This window comes from Neisseria sp. HMSC069H12, from assembly GCF_001812735.1.
Lineage (GTDB): Bacteria > Pseudomonadota > Gammaproteobacteria > Burkholderiales > Neisseriaceae > Neisseria > Neisseria subflava.
In genome coordinates this window covers 1-17878 of the sequence record NZ_KV810241.1, presented here as the reverse complement: position 1 = coordinate 17878, position 17878 = coordinate 1, and the positions used below count along the sequence as shown (strand labels likewise).

The following is a 17878-nucleotide window of genomic DNA, read 5'->3' as shown; positions in this document are numbered from 1 at the left end:
TTTCATGAACGATTTTGACGATTCTTACCGTGCAGTACCATTGCACATCATGGCGGCCAGTCTCATAGTGATGATGATACTGGACTTTATGCCGTTTTCCTTTGACGGATTCTTTTGGCTGCCTGAAATGACGGCACTGATGTTGCTGTATTGGACATTGCACCAACCGCAACGCGCAGGCATGGGACTGGCTTTTGTCATCGGCCTGATTGTCGATGCTGCAACCGCCGCGACTTTGGGCTTGCACGCCCTGTCTTACGTCGTGATGACTTATTTCATCTTAAACCGCCGCCGCCAAATCATGCTTTACGGCCACATTATGCAATTGGCCGCTGTATTGGCCGCACTGCTTCTCAATCAGGCCGTCTTAACTGTTGCCCGTTTGTTTCTTAATCATCAGGTCATCACTTTGCAAGGCTTTGTTGCCCCATTTGTCGGCGCATTACTTTGGCCGATACTCAGCCAGCTAATGTTGATTGTGACCCGTATTTACCGCTCCCGCTGAAAAGATGAAACCGATTCTTCCACGCCGTCTTTCCGGTGGTCAACATACCAAAAAACCTTCCGCTCAGGCAGCACAAGCCGATGCCCTATTGCGCCTGCTCGTTGCTTTTATCCTGATCGTCATCTTCTTTTCCATCTTGCTGGCGCGGTTCTTTTACCTGCAAGTGACTCAACACAACGAGTTTTCCGGTCAGGCATCGAGCAACCGTATTACCCTGATTCCAACGCCGCCTGTACGCGGCGAAATCGTCGATATCAACGGCGTTCCTTTGGCCAAAAACTATCCAGTCTTTTCGCTAGAAGTTATTCCCAGCCGCATTGAAGGCAAGATGGAAGATGTTATCGAAGCATTAAAAAAATACGTCGATATCACACCGACAGATTTAAAACGCTTCAAAAAATACCGCGAAAGCTATCGAAAATTTGAAAATATCCCGCTCAAACTCAGGCTGACCGATGAAGAGGCAGCCCGTTTGTCCGTACATCTGCGCGAATTCAAAGGCATAGAGGTCAATTCACGCACATTCCGCGAATATCCTTACGGCAAACTGACTTCCCATTTCTTAGGCTATATCGGCCGTATTAGCGACAAAGACAAAGAAATGCTGGAAGAAGAAGGCCTGACCGCCCTCTACCGCGGCAGTACGCATATCGGCAAATCCGGCTTGGAAAAATATTACGAACACCAGCTTCATGGTATTCCAGGCTATCAGGAAGTCGAAAAAGATGCTTACGGCAATATCGTCCACGTATTGAAAAATGTTCCGTCCAAAATGGGGCAAACCTTGCGCCTAGGCATGGATATCCGTATGCAGCAGGAAGCCGACCGCATTTTAGGCGACCGCCGTGGCGCATTGGTGGCCATCAATCCGCAAGACGGTACTGTTTTGGCATTTGTTTCCAAGCCTTCTTTCGATCCTAACCTCTTTATTGACGGCATCGACAGCGACACTTGGAAAATGCTGAATGACGATTGGAAAAAGCCTTTGATCAACCGCGTTACCCAAGGCCTTTATCCGCCGGGTTCTACATTCAAACCCTTTATGGGCATGGCTTTGTTGGAAAGCGGCAAAATCACTCAAAACACCATCATCCCCGCTCCCGGCGCATGGAGCATACCCGGCAGCCGCCATATTTTCCGCGACTCAGTCCGTAGTGGCCACGGCTCGGCCAATTTGAGCAAAGCCATTCAAGTATCTTCAGATACCTTCTTTTACCGCTTGGGTTACGAAATGGGTATCGATAAAGCCTCTCCGTATCTGGCGCAATTCGGTTTCGGCCAAAAAACCGGCATTGACCTGCCCAGCGAATATACAGGCGTTTTGCCTAGCCGCGAATGGAAAGCCAAACGCTTTGCCAAATCTTCTGACCCTACCGCCAAAGAATGGCGCGCCGGCGAAATGGTTTCTGTCAGTATCGGCCAAGGCTACAACGCCTACACGCCTTTGCAAATGGCACATGCGACAGCTTCTCTTGCCAATGACGGTGTCGTCCATCAGCCTCATTTGGTCGAAGAAGTATTGGATTTCGGCGCACGCAAAATTACCCGCATCAACCCCAATCCCGAGCGTCAAATTCCGTTCAAAGCCGACAACTTCGAATACGTCAAACGCGCAATGGAAAAGGTATTAAAACCGGGCGGTACGGCGCACCGTATCGGTGGCGGACTTGCTTATACGATGGGCGGTAAAACCGGTACGGCCCAGGTCGTACAAATCAAACAGGGCGGCCGCTACAACGCCGCAGCCCTGCGCGAACAACACCGCGACCACGCATGGTTTATCTCGTTTGCGCCATTGGAAAAACCTGAAATCGCCATTGCCGTTATTTTGGAAAACGGCGGTTGGGGTGCGTATGCTGCACCATTGGCCCGTGAAATGACTGATTTTTATATGCTTCACGTCAAGCCGCAACAGTTTTCAGACAGCCTTGAGTCAGGCTCTGCCAAAACTGAAACAACGGACAAGCATCAGCCTATTACCAGCATTTTCCAATCTGCCTACGGACTGACTCCGACAAGCCCTGCCCCACAGCCGGAGGTTCATCATGAATAACACATCAGCGTGGAAAAATTTCAAATCCACCATTACAGCCCCGATTGACCCTTGGCTGTTTTTTGCCATGCTCGCCATCTACATCATGAGCCTGTTCCTGCTCTATTCTGCAGACGGGCAAGAGTTCGGCCAATTGGAAAACAAAACCATCCATACCGTTTTGGGCTTTGCCCTGTTATGGATTATCGCCGTATTCAAGCCGCAAACGGCTGCCAAAATCGCCCTTCCGGTTTACATTGTCGGCGTATTACTGTTGATTGGCGTCGAAGTTGCTGGCGTTACCGTCAACGGCTCGACCCGTTGGCTGAGCCTCGGCTTTACCCGTATCCAACCCTCCGAAATCATGAAAATCGGTATTCCCATGACTGTCGCGTGGTATTTCCAACGCTATGAAGGCCGTCTGAAATGGATACATTATATTGTCGCCCTCGTGCTGATTCTTGTTCCTGTCGCCCTGATTTTGAAGCAGCCCGACCTCGGTACGGCCGCGCTGATTATGGCTTCGGGTATTTTTGTCATCTTCTTTGCCGGATTGCCTTGGAAGGCTATTTTTTCCGCTATTATTGCCTTTGTGGCCGCACTGCCACTTTTGTGGAATTACGGCATGCACGACTATCAAAAAACCCGCGTCCTCACCCTGCTTGACCCAACCAAAGATCCGTTAGGCGCAGGCTACCATATCATCCAATCCATGATTGCCATCGGCTCGGGCGGCGTATGGGGTAAAGGCTGGCTAAACGGTACGCAAACCCATTTGGACTATATTCCCGAATCAACGACTGACTTTATTTTCGCGGTATTCGGCGAAGAGTTCGGTCTGATTGGCAATATCCTTTTACTGCTGGTTTACCTTATCATTTTGTCACGCGGATTGTGGATTGCCGCGCAAGCGCAATCCCTTTACAGTCGTACTTTGGCAGGCGCATTGACCATGACCTTTTTCTGCTACGCCTTTGTAAACATGGGCATGGTCAGCGGCATTTTGCCCGTCGTCGGCGTCCCCCTCCCCTTGGTCAGCTACGGCGGTACGGCTACACTTTCCATCATGGTGGTGCTCGCCCTGTTGATGGGTATTGCTAATGAACACAAAAACCTCCGCCGCCGTAATGCGGATAACGATCACCTAACTGAAAGCGAGGAATAATATGGAACTGGGTGTAGAAATCGGCAAGCTGCTTGTGGCATTTCTCGTGCTGATTAATCCTTTCAGCGCGCTCTCAATTTATCTTGACCTGACACAAAACCACAGCACCAAAGAAAAACGCAGAATCGCGCGTACTGCCGCATTGGCCGTCTTCATCGTGATTGTCGTCTTTGCACTGGGCGGCGGTATCTTGTTGAAAGTACTCGGCATCAGCGTCGGCTCTTTCCAAGTCGGCGGCGGGATTCTGGTTTTGCTGATTGCCATCTCCTTAATGAACGGCAACGACAACCCGGCCAAACCCAAAATTGACCCCCATTCAGAAGAACATCAAAATGCGCAACAAGTCCGCCGCAACGAAAAAGCCATTGCCGTCGTACCCATTGCCATTCCGATTACCATCGGCCCCGGCGGTATCTCCACTGTCATCATTTATTCCTCTGCCGCCAAAAATTACAGCGATATTGTCCTGATTATCATCTCCGGCTTTTTGGTTAGCCTGATTTGCTATTTCATTTTGGTCGTGGCCGGACGCATCAGCAAACGCTTGGGCACTACCGGCCTGACCATCCTCAACCGCATCATGGGCATGATGCTTGCCGCCATTTCCGTAGAGATTATTGTTGCCGGCTTAAAATCCATTTTCCCCCAACTGGTCGCTTGAAGTACAATCATCACAATAAAAGGGCCGTCTGAAACATTTTCAGACGGCCTCATAAAAACATAAAAACAAAGGAGCCAACTATGTTTCACAGCACCCATGTCTTCACCGGAGAAACCATTTACCGCAGACCGGCGCAAAGCTATACCGAGTTCACCGACGAATTAAACTGCCTCCAAACCCTTCAGCAAACTTTCGCCCAATCAAGCATTACCGAGCGCACCGCCCTCTTACAGCAATTTGCCGACAGCCTCACCCAAAACCAAGAACGCCTTGCCGAAATGGTTTGCGAAGAAGTCGGACGCTGCCTGCACGAATGCCGTGCCGAAATCAGCAAATCCATCGAGCTTATCCGCTACTACGTCCGTCTTGCCCCCGAACTACTTGCCCATAAAACCATCGCCACCCAAGCCAGCCTCAGCCAGGTCCGCTTCGAGCCTTTGGGCGTTGTTTTGGCGGTCATGCCGTGGAACTATCCTGTTTGGCAGATTTTACGATTTGCCATCCCTGCCCTCTGTGCCGGCAATGCCTGCGCGGTCAAACCTGCGCCCAGTGTTGCCCGAGTCAGCGAAACCCTCTTCGGCCTTGTCCCAAAAGGTTTACCGCTTATCGGCGCATGGTTGAGCCATGAAGACACGCTTAAAGCCATTGAAGATACCGATGCCATGGCATTTACCGGTTCGACCCATACCGGCCGCCTGCTGGCCGCCCATGCAGGCAGACATCTGAAAAAAACCGTCCTTGAACTGGGCGGCAGCAATCCGTTTATCATCCTGCCCGATGCCGATCTGCAACGCGCAGCCATCGATGCCTGCTATTCGCGCTTTCGCGATGCCGGACAATCCTGCAATGCCGCCAAACGCATCGTTGTTACCCAAGATATTGCCGAACAGTTTATCCCGCTCTTCCTTGCCGAGTGCGCCAAACTGCAAACCGGCAATCCAAAAGATCCGAACACCACCCTTGCCCCGCTTCACCGCCAAGACTTGCGTCAAACCGTACACGAGCAGGTTCAAGATGCGGTTGCACACGGTGCGCAATGCTTAAGCGGCGGCTATATCCCTGAGGGAGAAAGCTGGTTTTACCCTGCCACGGTATTGGATCAGATCAACCCAAACTGCCGCGTTTGGCACGAAGAAGTCTTCGGCCCGGTTGCCATGATTTTACGTGCCGACAATCCGGATCATGCCGTCGCACTTGCCAATGACACACCTTTCGGCCTTGGCGCCTGCATCTACACAGCCGACACGGCAAACGCATGGCAATACGCCGAAAGAATCCAAGCAGGCTCTGTCTTTATCAACCGCCACACCAGCAGCGACCTGCGCCTCCCCTTTGGCGGTGTCAAAGCTTCCGGCTATGGACGCGAGCTATCAGAATTTGGACTGTACGAGTTCGTCAACGTCAAAACCTATTGGCAAAAATAAACCGTTTCATTAACTCAGGCCGTCTGAAACCCGTTTTCAGACGGCCTGATGTTGTTTAAAAAGGCTGGCAAAATGTTGGATTCAATCCCGTACAAACCATGCAAAGCCAAAATACTTCAAAAATAAGAAACCTATCTTAGAAAACAATCCATATTCCCACGTCGATTTTGAACCAGCAGATTATCGTATTCTTCATTCCGATTGCTGCATTAAGCCGTTTCTAAAATATTCAATAAACAAAAAGACCATCTGAAATACAACTTTCAGACGGCCTTTTCAATCAAGCACTACTTACTGAATTACAGTTCCCATGCAGCCAATTTAGCAGCGTACGCATCCAAGTCGGCGATTGGACGGGTAGCCACGCCGCTTTCCATAGCTGCTTTAGCGGTAGCAGAAGCAACGCGAGGCAACAGGCGAGAGTCGAATGGTGTAGGAATCAGGTATTCCGCACCGAATTCAAATTTCTTACCGTAAGCGGCAACCACTTCTTCAGTTACCTCTTCCATTGCCAAGTCAGCCAAAGCGTACACGCAGGCACGTTTCATTTCTTCGTTGATGGTGGTCGCGCCGACATCCAATGCGCCACGGAAGATGAATGGGAAGCACAATACGTTGTTTACTTGGTTCGGGAAGTCTGAGCGGCCGGTACCGATTACCACATCCGGACGGGTTTCTTTTGCCAAAGGAGGCAGAATTTCCGGATTTGGGTTTGCCATAGCGAACACGATTGGTTTTTCGTTCATGGTGTTCAGCATTTCAGGGGTCAGCAGGTTTGCACCGGACAGACCCAAGAAGATGTCTTTACCTTTAACGGCATCAGCCAATACGCGTTGGCCGTTGTCTTCGATGGCGTAGAATTGTTTGGACTCGTCCATACGGTCTTTGTCTTCGCGGGTTTTATAAATCACGCCTTTGGAGTCGCAGACGGTAACGTTTTCACGTTTCAGACCCAAATCCAGCAATTGGTTCAAGCAGGCAATCGCTGCGGCACCTGCACCGGAGCACACCAAAGTCGCTTCTTCAATTTTGCGGCCGGTATAACGCAAAGCGTTCAATACGGCGGCAGCGGTAATGATGGCAGTACCGTGTTGGTCGTCGTGGAATACAGGGATTTTGCAACGTTTGCGCAATTCGCGTTCGATGTAGAAGCACTCAGGCGCTTTGATGTCTTCGAGGTTGATGCCACCGAAAGTCGGTTCCAAAGAAGCGATGATGTCTACCAATTTTTGCGGGTCTTTTTCATCGATTTCGATATCGAATACATCAACGCCGGCGAATTTTTTGAACAATACACCTTTGCCTTCCATTACAGGTTTACCGGCCAATGCGCCGATGTTGCCCAAACCCAACACTGCAGTACCGTTGGAAATCACGGCAACCAAATTGCCTTTGGCAGTGTATTTGTAGGCAGTTTGAGGATCGGCATGGATTTCCATACAAGGAGCGGCTACGCCCGGAGAGTACGCCAACGCCAAGTCTTTAGAAGTGGCAAGAGATTTGGTTGGGGTAACGGAGATTTTGCCCGGCACGGGGAATTCGTGGAATTGCAGGGCAGCTTCTTTTAATGAATTTTCCATTTATCGATCCTGTTTGCGAGAGAGATTTTACAGAGAACAAGTCTGAAACAGGCTGCTTCAGACGTTTAAAATTTCTAAAGTCGGGTTGTTAACAGACCGGCTTTGTAAGAGGCCGTAATTTTATCATGTTCTTTTGGTGGCGCATACCGATATTTATTACATTTGTTTTGATATTTCGTTTTATTTGGTTTTATGTCTAAAAACTTCTGTAATAATATTTCTTTGCTACACTATCCTTCTTTCAGACGGCATTTTATTTAAACTTAAACATTCAATCCAAAATGACTGTCTAGCGCGGTTTCAATCTGATTTTTTACCGCGCCCAGACTTTGGCTACTGTCGATGACGGCATAGCGTTCCGGCTGTTCGTTAGCACGTTGCAGATATACTTCGCGCACCCGATTGAAAAACTCGGCTTCTTCTTGTTCAAAGCGGTCTTTCTCACGCGTTTGGTTGATGCGTGCCATTGACACTTCTAAAGGCACATCCAAGAGCAAGGTTAAATCTGGGCGGAAATCGCCCTGTACCCAATACTCAAGCGTAGCAATATCTTGCAAGGGAACGCCGCGTCCGCCGCCTTGATAGGCAAACGTTGCATCGGTAAAGCGGTCGGAAACCACATGCGTGCCGTTTTTCAGGGCAGGCAGAATGACTGTTTCCAAGTGTTGCTGTCTGGCTGCAAACATCAGCAGGGTTTCGGTACGCAGACTGACTTGGGTAGCTGGGTTGAGCAGGATTTCACGCAATGCTTCTCCAGCCGGAGTGCCTCCCGGTTCGCGCGTAAACAATACGGGCAGTTGGTGTTTTTCAAACCATGCTTTCATTATGGTGAGGTTGGTGGATTTGCCTGCGCCGTCTATGCCGTCAAGGGTAATAAATCTGGGTTTCATATGGATATCGTCAATTTAAAGGCCGTCTGAAACAGGGATTATAAATGTTTCAGACGGCCTATTCGGTTTATTTCTTCAAAATATATTTGCGTACGGCAGCATTGTGTTCAGAAAGATTGTGGCTGAACTCGCTCAAGCCCGTACCATCCATTTTTGAGACGAAATACAGATATTTTTCATCAGACGGATGACCTGCTGCTTCAAGCGCGGCCTTGCCGGGAAGCGCAATCGGCGTCGGCGTCAAACCGCTGCGCGTATAAGTATTGTAAGGCGTATCGCGTTGCAGGTCGGCTTTGCGGATTCTGCCTTTATACGCATCGCCCATGCCATAGATGACGGTCGGGTCGGTTTGCAGGCGCATGCCGATATTCAGGCGGTTGACGAATACGGCGGCTACATGGGCGCGGTCGTCTTCGTGCGCGGTCTCTTTTTCAATCAGACTCGCCATAATCAGCATTTCGTACGGATTTTTATAAGGCAGGCCGCTTTGACGGTCGTCCCATGCTTCTTGCAGGTTCTCCCGCATTTTACGGTAGGCAATTTTGTAAATTTGAAGATCGCTGCCACCGGCATCAATTTCGTAACTATCTGGGAAAAACTGTCCTTCAGGATTGCTGCTTAAGGCATCGGGCGCTACTTCGGCCATCAATTTTTCATCGTTCCAACCACGCGTGTCATGGGCAATGTCGGCAGTGTTGTCGATAATACGGCGCATTTGGGCAAAACGCGCGCCTTCCAAAATTTGCACGCTGACCGAGTCAGGACGGCCTTTTTTAATGCGTTTTAAAATGTCCCAAGCCGATACTTTGGCAGACAGGCGGTAAGAACCGGCATTGAGTTGGTTGTGTACGCCCATCACATATGCGGCGGCTACCAGCACATAACGGTTATAAACGATGCCGTCTTGAGCCAGTTTGCGGCTGACGGAAGAGATACCTTGGTTTTTGGTAATGGTAATACGGTATGGTTTGCCGTTGTCTTTCGGAACAAACAACAATGCGGCAACCACGGCGGCAAATGCCGTCAAAAATACGGCCAGCCATTTCAACAATTTTTTCAGCATGGTAGGATTCTTGGTTTGTGAACGTGTCGGGCGACAGTATAACCGAAAATAAGTCCACCACGCCTGCCACCTTCCCTAACTTATGCTTTCCTATCCCGAAAGGCCGTCTGAAACCATGAATTCCCCTTCAAAAAACATTTGGCAAAACGGCCGCTGGCTGAATGCACGCCAAACTCATTCGCCCAATTTCAGCCCACGCGAACCGGATGAAGACATCTCATTGGTTGTCCTCCACAATATTTCCCTTCCTCCTTTTGAGTACAACACGGGGGCAGTGGAAAATTTGTTTACCAACCAAATCAACCCTGACGAGCACCCTTTTTTCAGTATCATCCACACCTTGCGCGTCTCCAGCCATTTTTTCATCAGCCGTAAAGGCGAAACCGTCCAATTCGTTTCCTGCGACGACATGGCCTATCATGCCGGCGTATCGTCGTTTCAAGGCAGAGAAAAATGCAATGCCTTCTCCATCGGTATCGAATTGGAAGGCTGCGATTTCGAGCCTTTTACCGAAGCACAATACACCAGCCTGCAAGCCTTGCTGACCGCTATCTCCGAACATTACCCGATTCAGGTCGTTACCGGTCATCAGGACATCGCGCCGGACAGGAAAACCGATCCCGGACATTTCTTCGATTGGCCTCGCCTTCAAAAAGCAGGTTTTCCCGTCCGGCGCGGATAACTTTCAGACGGCCTGAAATGATTGGTAGACATAATGCTGTCACAACCGTTTATTTTCGTTATAATTCAGCTATTCATTCGGACGCATAAAGTCCGGCTCCAACGAACTTCCCACGCAGCAAGATTCCGCACCCTGAAAAAGACGGAATGCTGCCTTTTTAAAAAGTGATTACTCCATGATTTTCATCGTCTTAGCCCTCGCCGCCCTTTTGGCGGTCATCGGTTACAACATGTACCAGGAAAACCAATACCGCAAACAAGTGCGCGAACAATTCGGCCATTCCGATAAAGATGCGCTTTTGACCAGCAAAACCAAGCACGTCCGCGACAGTAAAGAAACCGGCGGCCAGGGTTTGTTTATCAAGAAAAACAAAAAAACCGAAGAGGCATTGCGCAACCTGCAAGAGCAAGATGAAATCTACGCGGCAAAAGCCAAACTGGCTCATCCTGCCCAACTTAAAACCGATGTCGAATTGACTGTGGAAGACGATTTTTCCGCAGAAGAAAAAGTCCAACACACCGTTATCGGCTTAAACAACGAAATTACCGTCAGCCCTGCCGAAGCCGCTTCTGCTCCGGTTGAAACCGCAGCCGAACCTGTGGCACAAGTACCATTGATCAGCTTGGACGAATTGTCTCAAGTCGAGTTGCCTTGGTTTGACCCGCGCTTCGACTACATGGCCTACATCTCCCTGAAACAAGCCCAAGAATTACACGCACTGCCGCGCCTTTCCAGCACACACCGCTTCCAAATCATCGGTTGCACCATGGACGACCATTTCCGCGTTGCCGAGCCGATTCCTGGCGTTTACTACCAAGGCTTTGTCATGGGTCTGCAAGCTGTCAGCCGCAATGGTTTGGCCGCACGTGAAGAGCTGCAACACTTCGACCAACAGGTTGATGCTTTTGCCCAACTGATGGACGGCAAAGTTTTGCATACCGACTTGGATGCGTTCACCGAAGTCGCGCAAGCCCTCGACCAATTCTGTGCGCGTGTTGACCAAACCATCGCCATTCACTTGGTTTCCCATTCCAATATCAGCGGCGTAGAATTGCGTGCCGCCGTGGAAGATACAGGCTTCAAACTGGGCGAAGACGGCGCTTTCCACTTCGGTGACAACAACAACCCTCAATTGTTCTCCATCCATACTTTGGACAACAAACCGTTTACCAACCCTCTATTGGACAACCAAGCCTACCGCGGTTTCAGCATGCTTCTGGATATTCCGCATGTTCCTGCCGGAGAAAAAACTTTCGACAAATTCATGGACTTAGCAGTCAAACTCTCCGGCCAACTCAGCTTGGATTTGGTTAACGACCAAATGGAAGAAGTTTCCACCCAATGGCTCAAAGACGTACGCAACTACGTTTTGGCCCGTCAGGAAGAAATGCTTAAAGTCGGCATCAAACCCGGCAGTAAACAAGCCCTTCGCCTGTTCTCCTAAAGCTTCCCAATCAAAAAGCGGATATGCAATGACGGCATATCCGCTTTTTTCAGGTAAAATCCCTTTATCTTCAATATTCATCGATTTTCAGACGGCCTCTCTATCATCAGGCCGTCTGAAAACTCTATTTCGATTGCACATGAATCCAACCGCACAACGTATCAAATACCTGACCGACCTCCTCAACCGCTACGCCTACGAATACTACACCCTAGACGCGCCCAGCGTACCCGATGCCGAATACGACAAATTGTTCCGCGAGCTCGAAGCATTGGAGTTGAATCACCCTGAGTTGAAACTGCCCGACAGCCCAACCCAGCGCGTCGGTGGCGAGCCTTTGGCAGGCTTTGATGAAGTGCGTCATGAAGTACCTATGTTGTCACTAACCAACGCCTTCTCGCCACAAGATGAAAACGGCGTGTTTGACCATGCCGAAATGTACGCTTTTGATGAGCGCGTTCGTGGCGGATTAAACGGCGAAAAACCGGAATATGTTATCGAGCCTAAATTTGACGGTTTGGCCATCAGCCTGCTGTACCGCGACGGCGTATTGACTCAAGCGGCAACCCGTGGAGATGGCACAACGGGCGAAGACGTTACCCAAAACGTCAAAACCGTATCCAACATCCCCCTGCGCCTGCATGGAGAAAACATTCCCGAACTTATCGAAATACGCGGCGAAGTCCTGATGCTCAAAGCCGATTTTGCCGCCTTAAACGCACGACAGGCTGAAAACGGACAAAAACCTTTCGCCAACCCGCGCAATGCCGCCGCCGGTAGTTTGCGCCAACTTGATTCACGCATTACGGCACAGCGCAAACTGCATTTCTTCCCCTATTCCATTGCCCGACAACAAGGCAGTTTTATCGCGGAAGAACACCTGCAAGAGCTTAACTACTGTAAAGAGCTTGGCTTCAGTCTGCCTGATGGTAATTTCGGCTGTTTCCAAAATATCGACGAAGTATTGGCGTTTTACGAGCACATGCAGCAAAAACGCCCTACTTTGCCTTACGAAATCGATGGTATGGTGGTCAAAGTCAACAGTCTGGCACAACAAGAAAAACTGGGCTTCATCTTACGCGCGCCACGTTGGGCCATTGCCCACAAATTTCCTGCTGAAGAAGCATTGACCATTGTCGAAGCCATTGATGTACAAATCGGGCGCACCGGCGCAGTAACCCCCGTCGCCCGCCTGCAACCTGTATTCGTCGGCGGCGTTACCGTTACCAACTCCACCCTGCACAATCAGGACGAAGTATCGCGCAAAGACGTACGCGTTGGAGATACAGTTGTCGTGCGCCGCGCAGGAGATGTGATTCCCGAGGTGGTGCGCGTGATTTTTGAACGCCGCCCAATGCAGGAGACTAACATTGCTGTTTCAGACGGCCTGCAAGACGATTTGTTTGCTGAAACACCTTCTGAAACCCGATCCGAACCGCTTCACAAACCCTACCGCCTGCCCACCCATTGCCCTATCTGTCACAGCGAAATCGAACGTGAAGAAGGCGAAGCGGTTGCCCGATGCAGCGGCGGTATGCTTTGCCAAGCACAACGCGCGCAAGGTTTAATCCACTTTGCCTCACGCAAAGCCATGGATATCGACGGACTTGGTCAAAAACAAATCGAGCAGCTGGTCGCACAAGATTTGGTTCGTCATTTCGCCGACCTCTACCGCCTCGACATCCCAACCCTACAAAAAATGAAGGAAACGGCGGATAAAGCATTGGCTAATGAGGAAGAACCATCAAACAATGAGATTGAAGACTTTGAAAGCGAGACCGGGAATGCCCTGCTTAGCAAAACCATTAAAAAACAGCCGACTAAATGGGCGGAAAATATCCTCGCAGGCATAGAAGCCAGCAAAACACCCGAACTCGCCCGCTTCCTTTTTGCCCTCGGCATCCGTCACGTCGGCGAACGCACGGCCAAAACGTTGGCGCAGGCATTCGGCACACTCGAACATGTCCGCCATGCACCTGAACCCATCCTCGCCTGCCTGCCTGATATCGGCACGGTGGTTGCCCGCTCCATCGCCCACTTTTTTGCCCAAGAAGCACAACAGGCGATGATAGACGAGCTGCTGACTGTAGGTGTTGCCCCGCAAAGCCAGGCTGTCACTATCCCTCCGCTACGCCATGCTGAACCGCAACGCTGGATTGCCCGCCTGCCAGATTTTAAAATCAGCGAAACCAAAGCACTGGCCTTGTGGGAGCTTGCCGGACAAAGCATAGAAGGTTTGCAAACTGACAAAGCGTTGCCTGCCGATTGGCAGACATGGCGCAGTAAACCGCAAAACGCAGCCCTGCTTGAAAATATGAAAACTTTCTTTGCTCAAACGCTGTCTAAGCTTCAAGATGAAACGATTTCAGACGGCATTAATGAAGCCGTAGCAGGTAAAACCTTTGTATTAACAGGGACTTTACCCACGCTCAAACGCGACCAAGCCCAAGCCATGATTGAGGCTGCAGGCGGTAAAGTTTCCGGCAGCGTATCTAAAAAAACCGACTACGTTGTCGCCGGAGAAGCCGCAGGCAGTAAATTGGAAAAAGCCCAAACTTTGGGCGTAGCCGTATTGAGCGAAGAAGAATTACTGTCGTTGCTGGGATAAGACAGTATATACAGTCTTTTTCGAGCCGCCTGATACTTTATCATGTGGTATTATCGTTACACACAATTACACTTTCGGGGGCTAATCCCTCAGACAAAATAGGATACCAATATGAAACCCATTAAAAAATGCGTCTTTCCCGTTGCCGGTATGGGCACCCGTTTCTTGCCTGCGACCAAAGCCAGCCCCAAAGAAATGCTGCCTATTGTGGACAAACCTCTGATTCAATATGCAGTTGAAGAAGCGGTTGAAGCCGGCTGTACCGAAATGGTGTTTATCACCGGCCGTAACAAACGCAGTATCGAAGACCACTTCGACAAAGCATACGAGTTGGAAACCGAATTGGAATTGCGTCAAAAAGACAAACTGTTGGAGCACGTTCGCGATATCCTGCCTCCCAACATTACCTGCATGTACATCCGTCAAACTGAAGCATTGGGTTTGGGTCATGCCGTATTGTGCGCGCAGGCTGCCGTTGGTAACGAGCCTTTCGCCGTTATTTTGGCAGACGATTTGATTGACACGCCTAAAGGCGCGTTGAAACAGATGGTTGATGTGTACAACCAAAGCGGTAACAGCATTTTAGGCGTTGAAACCGTTGATCCTTCTCAAACAAGCTCTTACGGTATCGTTGAAGTTGAAAAACTGAAAAGCTATCAGCGTATCACCAACATCGTTGAAAAACCCAAACCGGAAGAAGCGCCTTCCAACCTTGCTGTTGTCGGCCGCTATATCCTGACTCCGCGTATTTTTGACTTGTTGTCCAACCTGCCCCGCGGCGCCGGTAACGAAATCCAACTGACAGACGGTATCGCCCGCCTGCTCGACCATGAGTTTGTGTTAGCTCATGCGTTTGATGGCAAACGCTACGACTGCGGCAGCAAATTAGGTTACCTTGAAGCAACCGTGGCTTACGGTTTGAAACATCCTGAAACTGGCGAACAATTCAAAGAATTGCTCAAGCAATACGCTTAAGCCCAGCCATTATAAAAAGGCCGTCTGAAATTTCAGACGGCCTTTTTCTCAAACTTATTTCTTCCAATATGCCGGAGTCAGCAAAATCAGAACGGTAAAAATCTCCAAACGTCCCAACAACATCACCGCCGTACACAGCCACTTCTGTACATCGCTCAGCGCGGCGTAATTATGCGACGGTCCAACTGCCCCCAAACCCGGCCCTGCATTGGTAATACAGGCAATGACTGCCGTAAAGGCGGATAAAAAGTCCAAGCCTGCCGCCATCAATAGAAAGCTGAATACGATGACCGTCATAAAGTAAATAAAGATGAACGACATGACAGTCAGCGCCATGCGATCCGGAATGGAGCGGTTGTTGACCTTTACCGTACGAACCGCACGCGGGTGCAGCAAAATCAACATTTCACGCAAGCTGAATTTGAACAACACCAACGCACGCACGTTTTTAATACCGCCCCCCATAGAGCCTGAACTTGCCAATACGTTCGACAGAAAAAACATCCACAACGACACAATCAGCGGCCATTGAGCAAAGTCTGCATTGGAGAAACCGCTGGCCAATCCGATGGACACAAAGTTGAAGCTGACGAAGCGCAAAGCTTCGCCAAGGCTTTGATAAACGTCCTGCTGCCATAAATACAATGCCGAAATCAAAATACTGCCCGACAAAACCAACAACATGGAACGGCATTCTTCATCTTTCCAATACACCTGCAAAGAGCGGTTGCCCAGCGCAGTAAAGTGGCTGGCGAAATTGATACCGCCCCAGACAGTAAAAAACATCAATGTCCATTCGACTGCCACAGAATCAAAATAGGCAACGCTGTCATCATGTGTCGAAAAACCGCCCAAGGCCACTGCCGACATCGCATGGCACAAGGCATCAAACCAGCCCATGCCAGCAATATGCAAGGATACAAAGGCGGCAGCAGTTGTCAGCGCATAAGCAAACCACAGCCGTTTGGCCACTTGCGAAATACGGGGAGCCATCTTGCTTTCCTTATCCATACCCGGAATTTCCGCTTTGAAAAGCTGCGTCCCCCCCACGCCCAACATCGGCAAAATCGCCACAGCCAGCACGATAATACCCATACCGCCAAGCCAGTTGAGCATGTGCCGCCAAAAATTCACCGACGGATCCAGCGTATCCAAGCCGGAAATCACTGTTGCCCCCGTTGTCGTCAGCCCCGACATCGCCTCAAAAAACGCATCGGTGAAACTCATGGACGGCATATAGAAATAAATCGGCATCGCCGCCACGACGGCAAAGGCCAGCCACAGCATCAATACCAAGGTAAATCCGTCACGCGGCCGCAATTCACGGTTGAAACGCAAAGTCAGCACCCAAGTAATACACGACACCAACAATACCGTCAAAGCCGTATAGGCAAACACGATAAACGCGCTGTCGTGATAAAAATACGACATCAGTGTCGGCACTGCCAACAGCAGTGAAAACAACAGCCCCAGCTTGGACAATACATGGATAATCGGCATAACCTTGCTTGCCGCACCACCCAATCTGAAACCCTTATACAAATACATCATATCCCTATCATCAGAAAACAAAATATTCAGACGGCCTCATGAAAAAAAGGCCGTCTGAAACAGCATATTTTATCAAAATGCCGCACCCCCGTGATAAAGAAAAACCAAAAAACACTTGCCTGCTCTTTTTCTAAGAGTATAATGTTATACCATAACACTCACTGGAGAAAGAAATGAAACCCGATATCCACCCAGACAACTATCGTACCGTCCTGTTTTACGACAGCGGTGCAGACCAAGGATGGCTCATCCGTTCATGTGCCAATACCCACGGAAAAACTATGGTTTGGAAAGACGGAGTAGAGTATCCCCTCTTCTCTCTTGATACCTCTTCCGCGTCCCACCCCGTATACACAGGCAAACAACGCAACGTCAATGTCGAAGGTCGCGCCAGCAAGTTCAACCAACGTTACCAATCCATGATGTCTTCTTTCAGAAAGGATAAATGATGCAAGTCCTCTCATCCCTGAAAACTGCAAAAAAACGACACCGCGACTGCCAAATTGTCCGCCGAAAAGGCAAAATGTACGTCATTTGCAAGAGCAATCCCCGTTTTAAAGCACGCCAGCGTTAAGCTGTCCTATCCTTCTTTCAATGTAACTCTCTGAATTTTCCGCACTTTCGTTTACCTCTAGCGCAAGTGCGGCTTTTTTCAAACGGCATTAATCATTCATATCAAAACTACAAAGAATCCTGCCATACTCCCGGAAACAGGAAGAAAAAGTAAATAATGGTTATCCCTATTGTGAAGCCATAAAGATATTTATAACATGCCGCTACATTCTTCCTTCAACACTGACCATAGGAGTCAAAAATGAAAGTAAAAGCCCTGCTTGCAATTGCCACCGCCATGAGCCTCGCTGCCTGTGCCGCACCTGAAGCCCATCGCCATGACCATGGTCAACATCATGAGCACAATCATGCACACGAACATGGCCACCAACATCATGACATGCACAACCATGACCGTGTTCAATCATTCAGCTGCGAAAACGGCCTGTCTGTACAAGTCCGCAACCTGAGCACCAACCAAGTTGAACTGCGTCTGGACGACAAAGTTGCCACCCTGTCTTCTGCCGTTGCAGGTTCAGGTGAACGCTATGTTGCCAACCAAGGCCTGTTCGGCAAAGGCGCTGAATGGCATCAAAAAGGCAGCGAAGCATTCTTCGGCTTCACTGACCCATACGGCAACAAAGTAGAAACTTCTTGCTCTGCACGCTAATTTCTACTTAGCGATAGAATAGTTGAAGGCCGTCTGAAAACTTGTGAACTGGCCCCCAAATCTTGGACACTCATAA

16 protein-coding genes are annotated in these 17878 nt (G+C 49.7%); 12 read left to right on the top strand and 4 right to left on the bottom strand.

What is annotated here, in order from left to right:
• Positions 1 to 4 precede the first annotated feature (4 nt).
• From mreD to HMPREF2872_RS00905, 5 genes are all read left to right on the top strand, one after another.
• A complete protein-coding gene (mreD, locus tag HMPREF2872_RS00925) occupies positions 5 to 505 on the top strand; it encodes a rod shape-determining protein MreD (RefSeq protein WP_049328608.1) in 501 nt (166 codons plus the stop codon).
• Between the two features lie 4 nt (positions 506 to 509).
• Entirely contained in the window at positions 510 to 2558 is a 2049-nt protein-coding gene (gene mrdA / locus HMPREF2872_RS00920; protein WP_070630519.1) for a penicillin-binding protein 2, read from the top strand.
• A complete protein-coding gene (gene rodA, locus HMPREF2872_RS00915) occupies positions 2551 to 3702 on the top strand; it encodes a rod shape-determining protein RodA (protein WP_070630517.1) in 1152 nt (383 codons plus the stop codon). The genes mrdA and rodA overlap by 8 nt, the downstream gene beginning before the upstream one ends.
• Before the next feature lies 1 nt (position 3703).
• Entirely contained in the window at positions 3704 to 4363 is a 660-nt protein-coding gene (locus tag HMPREF2872_RS00910) for a MarC family protein (RefSeq protein ID WP_070630516.1), read from the top strand.
• A gap of 80 nt (positions 4364 to 4443) precedes the next feature.
• Positions 4444 to 5787: an aldehyde dehydrogenase family protein gene (locus tag HMPREF2872_RS00905; protein WP_070630514.1), complete on the top strand. Its 1344-nt coding sequence runs from the start codon at positions 4444 to 4446 to the stop codon at positions 5785 to 5787.
• 299 nt (positions 5788 to 6086) lie between these two features.
• Here the strand turns inward: HMPREF2872_RS00905 and HMPREF2872_RS00900 are convergent, their stop codons facing one another.
• From HMPREF2872_RS00900 to mltG, 3 genes are all read right to left on the bottom strand, one after another.
• The gene (locus tag HMPREF2872_RS00900) at positions 6087 to 7367 is read right to left on the bottom strand and encodes a malic enzyme-like NAD(P)-binding protein (protein WP_080974648.1); all 1281 of its coding nucleotides are present in this window, start codon (positions 7365 to 7367) and stop codon (positions 6087 to 6089) included.
• 263 nt (positions 7368 to 7630) lie between these two features.
• Complete coding sequence (gene tmk, locus HMPREF2872_RS00895; RefSeq protein WP_070630513.1) at positions 7631 to 8257, bottom strand: dTMP kinase; 627 nt, start codon at positions 8255 to 8257, stop codon at positions 7631 to 7633.
• Positions 8258 to 8324: 67 nt separating this feature from the next.
• On the bottom strand, positions 8325 to 9320 hold the full coding sequence (gene mltG, locus HMPREF2872_RS00890; protein WP_070630511.1) for an endolytic transglycosylase MltG: 996 nt from the start codon (positions 9318 to 9320) through the stop codon (positions 8325 to 8327).
• 115 nt (positions 9321 to 9435) lie between these two features.
• Here mltG and ampD point away from each other — a divergent pair, with 115 nt between their 5' ends.
• The 4 genes from ampD to galU all read left to right on the top strand — a co-directional run bounded on the left by ampD (position 9436) and on the right by galU (position 15029).
• A complete protein-coding gene (ampD, locus tag HMPREF2872_RS00885; RefSeq protein WP_070630510.1) occupies positions 9436 to 10002 on the top strand; it encodes a 1,6-anhydro-N-acetylmuramyl-L-alanine amidase AmpD in 567 nt (188 codons plus the stop codon).
• 175 nt (positions 10003 to 10177) lie between these two features.
• Positions 10178 to 11446 (top strand): cell division protein ZipA C-terminal FtsZ-binding domain-containing protein, encoded by a 1269-nt coding sequence (locus HMPREF2872_RS00880; protein ID WP_070630508.1) that lies wholly within the window; start codon positions 10178 to 10180, stop codon positions 11444 to 11446.
• A 139-nt stretch (positions 11447 to 11585) separates the two neighbouring features.
• A complete protein-coding gene (gene ligA, locus HMPREF2872_RS00875) occupies positions 11586 to 14054 on the top strand; it encodes an NAD-dependent DNA ligase LigA (RefSeq protein WP_070630506.1) in 2469 nt (822 codons plus the stop codon).
• A 111-nt stretch (positions 14055 to 14165) separates the two neighbouring features.
• Entirely contained in the window at positions 14166 to 15029 is an 864-nt protein-coding gene (gene galU / locus HMPREF2872_RS00870; RefSeq protein ID WP_070630504.1) for a UTP--glucose-1-phosphate uridylyltransferase GalU, read from the top strand.
• A 54-nt stretch (positions 15030 to 15083) separates the two neighbouring features.
• Here the strand turns inward: galU and HMPREF2872_RS00865 are convergent, their stop codons facing one another.
• Complete coding sequence (locus HMPREF2872_RS00865) at positions 15084 to 16580, bottom strand: TrkH family potassium uptake protein (protein WP_070630502.1); 1497 nt, start codon at positions 16578 to 16580, stop codon at positions 15084 to 15086.
• A gap of 173 nt (positions 16581 to 16753) precedes the next feature.
• Here HMPREF2872_RS00865 and HMPREF2872_RS00860 point away from each other — a divergent pair, with 173 nt between their 5' ends.
• The 3 genes from HMPREF2872_RS00860 to HMPREF2872_RS00850 all read left to right on the top strand — a co-directional run bounded on the left by HMPREF2872_RS00860 (position 16754) and on the right by HMPREF2872_RS00850 (position 17802).
• A complete protein-coding gene (locus tag HMPREF2872_RS00860) occupies positions 16754 to 17029 on the top strand; it encodes a type B 50S ribosomal protein L31 (protein WP_004464264.1) in 276 nt (91 codons plus the stop codon).
• Positions 17029 to 17154 (top strand): type B 50S ribosomal protein L36, encoded by a 126-nt coding sequence (ykgO, locus tag HMPREF2872_RS00855; protein ID WP_070630500.1) that lies wholly within the window; start codon positions 17029 to 17031, stop codon positions 17152 to 17154. Before HMPREF2872_RS00860 ends, ykgO begins: the two co-directional genes overlap by 1 nt.
• Positions 17155 to 17394: 240 nt before the next feature.
• Positions 17395 to 17802: an MliC family protein gene (locus HMPREF2872_RS00850; RefSeq protein ID WP_049328621.1), complete on the top strand. Its 408-nt coding sequence runs from the start codon at positions 17395 to 17397 to the stop codon at positions 17800 to 17802.
• Positions 17803 to 17878: the final 76 nt, after the last annotated feature.

Excerpts from the sequence above, each read along its gene's own strand:
- mreD (WP_049328608.1), top strand. The coding sequence starts at position 5 with ATGAACGATTTTGACGATTCTTACCGTGCAGTACCATTGCACATCATG.
- HMPREF2872_RS00900 (WP_080974648.1), bottom strand. The coding sequence starts at position 7,367 with ATGGAAAATTCATTAAAAGAAGCTGCCCTGCAATTCCACGAATTCCCC.
- HMPREF2872_RS00850 (WP_049328621.1), top strand. The coding sequence starts at position 17,395 with ATGAAAGTAAAAGCCCTGCTTGCAATTGCCACCGCCATGAGCCTCGCT.
- HMPREF2872_RS00865 (WP_070630502.1), bottom strand. The coding sequence starts at position 16,580 with ATGATGTATTTGTATAAGGGTTTCAGATTGGGTGGTGCGGCAAGCAAG.
- ampD (WP_070630510.1), top strand. The coding sequence starts at position 9,436 with ATGAATTCCCCTTCAAAAAACATTTGGCAAAACGGCCGCTGGCTGAAT.
- HMPREF2872_RS00910 (WP_070630516.1), top strand. The coding sequence starts at position 3,704 with ATGGAACTGGGTGTAGAAATCGGCAAGCTGCTTGTGGCATTTCTCGTG.
- HMPREF2872_RS00860 (WP_004464264.1), top strand. The coding sequence starts at position 16,754 with ATGAAACCCGATATCCACCCAGACAACTATCGTACCGTCCTGTTTTAC.
- rodA (WP_070630517.1), top strand. The coding sequence starts at position 2,551 with ATGAATAACACATCAGCGTGGAAAAATTTCAAATCCACCATTACAGCC.
- mrdA (WP_070630519.1), top strand. The coding sequence starts at position 510 with ATGAAACCGATTCTTCCACGCCGTCTTTCCGGTGGTCAACATACCAAA.
- tmk (WP_070630513.1), bottom strand. The coding sequence starts at position 8,257 with ATGAAACCCAGATTTATTACCCTTGACGGCATAGACGGCGCAGGCAAA.
- mltG (WP_070630511.1), bottom strand. The coding sequence starts at position 9,320 with ATGCTGAAAAAATTGTTGAAATGGCTGGCCGTATTTTTGACGGCATTT.
- galU (WP_070630504.1), top strand. The coding sequence starts at position 14,166 with ATGAAACCCATTAAAAAATGCGTCTTTCCCGTTGCCGGTATGGGCACC.
- ligA (WP_070630506.1), top strand. The coding sequence starts at position 11,586 with ATGAATCCAACCGCACAACGTATCAAATACCTGACCGACCTCCTCAAC.
- HMPREF2872_RS00880 (WP_070630508.1), top strand. The coding sequence starts at position 10,178 with ATGATTTTCATCGTCTTAGCCCTCGCCGCCCTTTTGGCGGTCATCGGT.
- ykgO (WP_070630500.1), top strand. The coding sequence starts at position 17,029 with ATGCAAGTCCTCTCATCCCTGAAAACTGCAAAAAAACGACACCGCGAC.
- HMPREF2872_RS00905 (WP_070630514.1), top strand. The coding sequence starts at position 4,444 with ATGTTTCACAGCACCCATGTCTTCACCGGAGAAACCATTTACCGCAGA.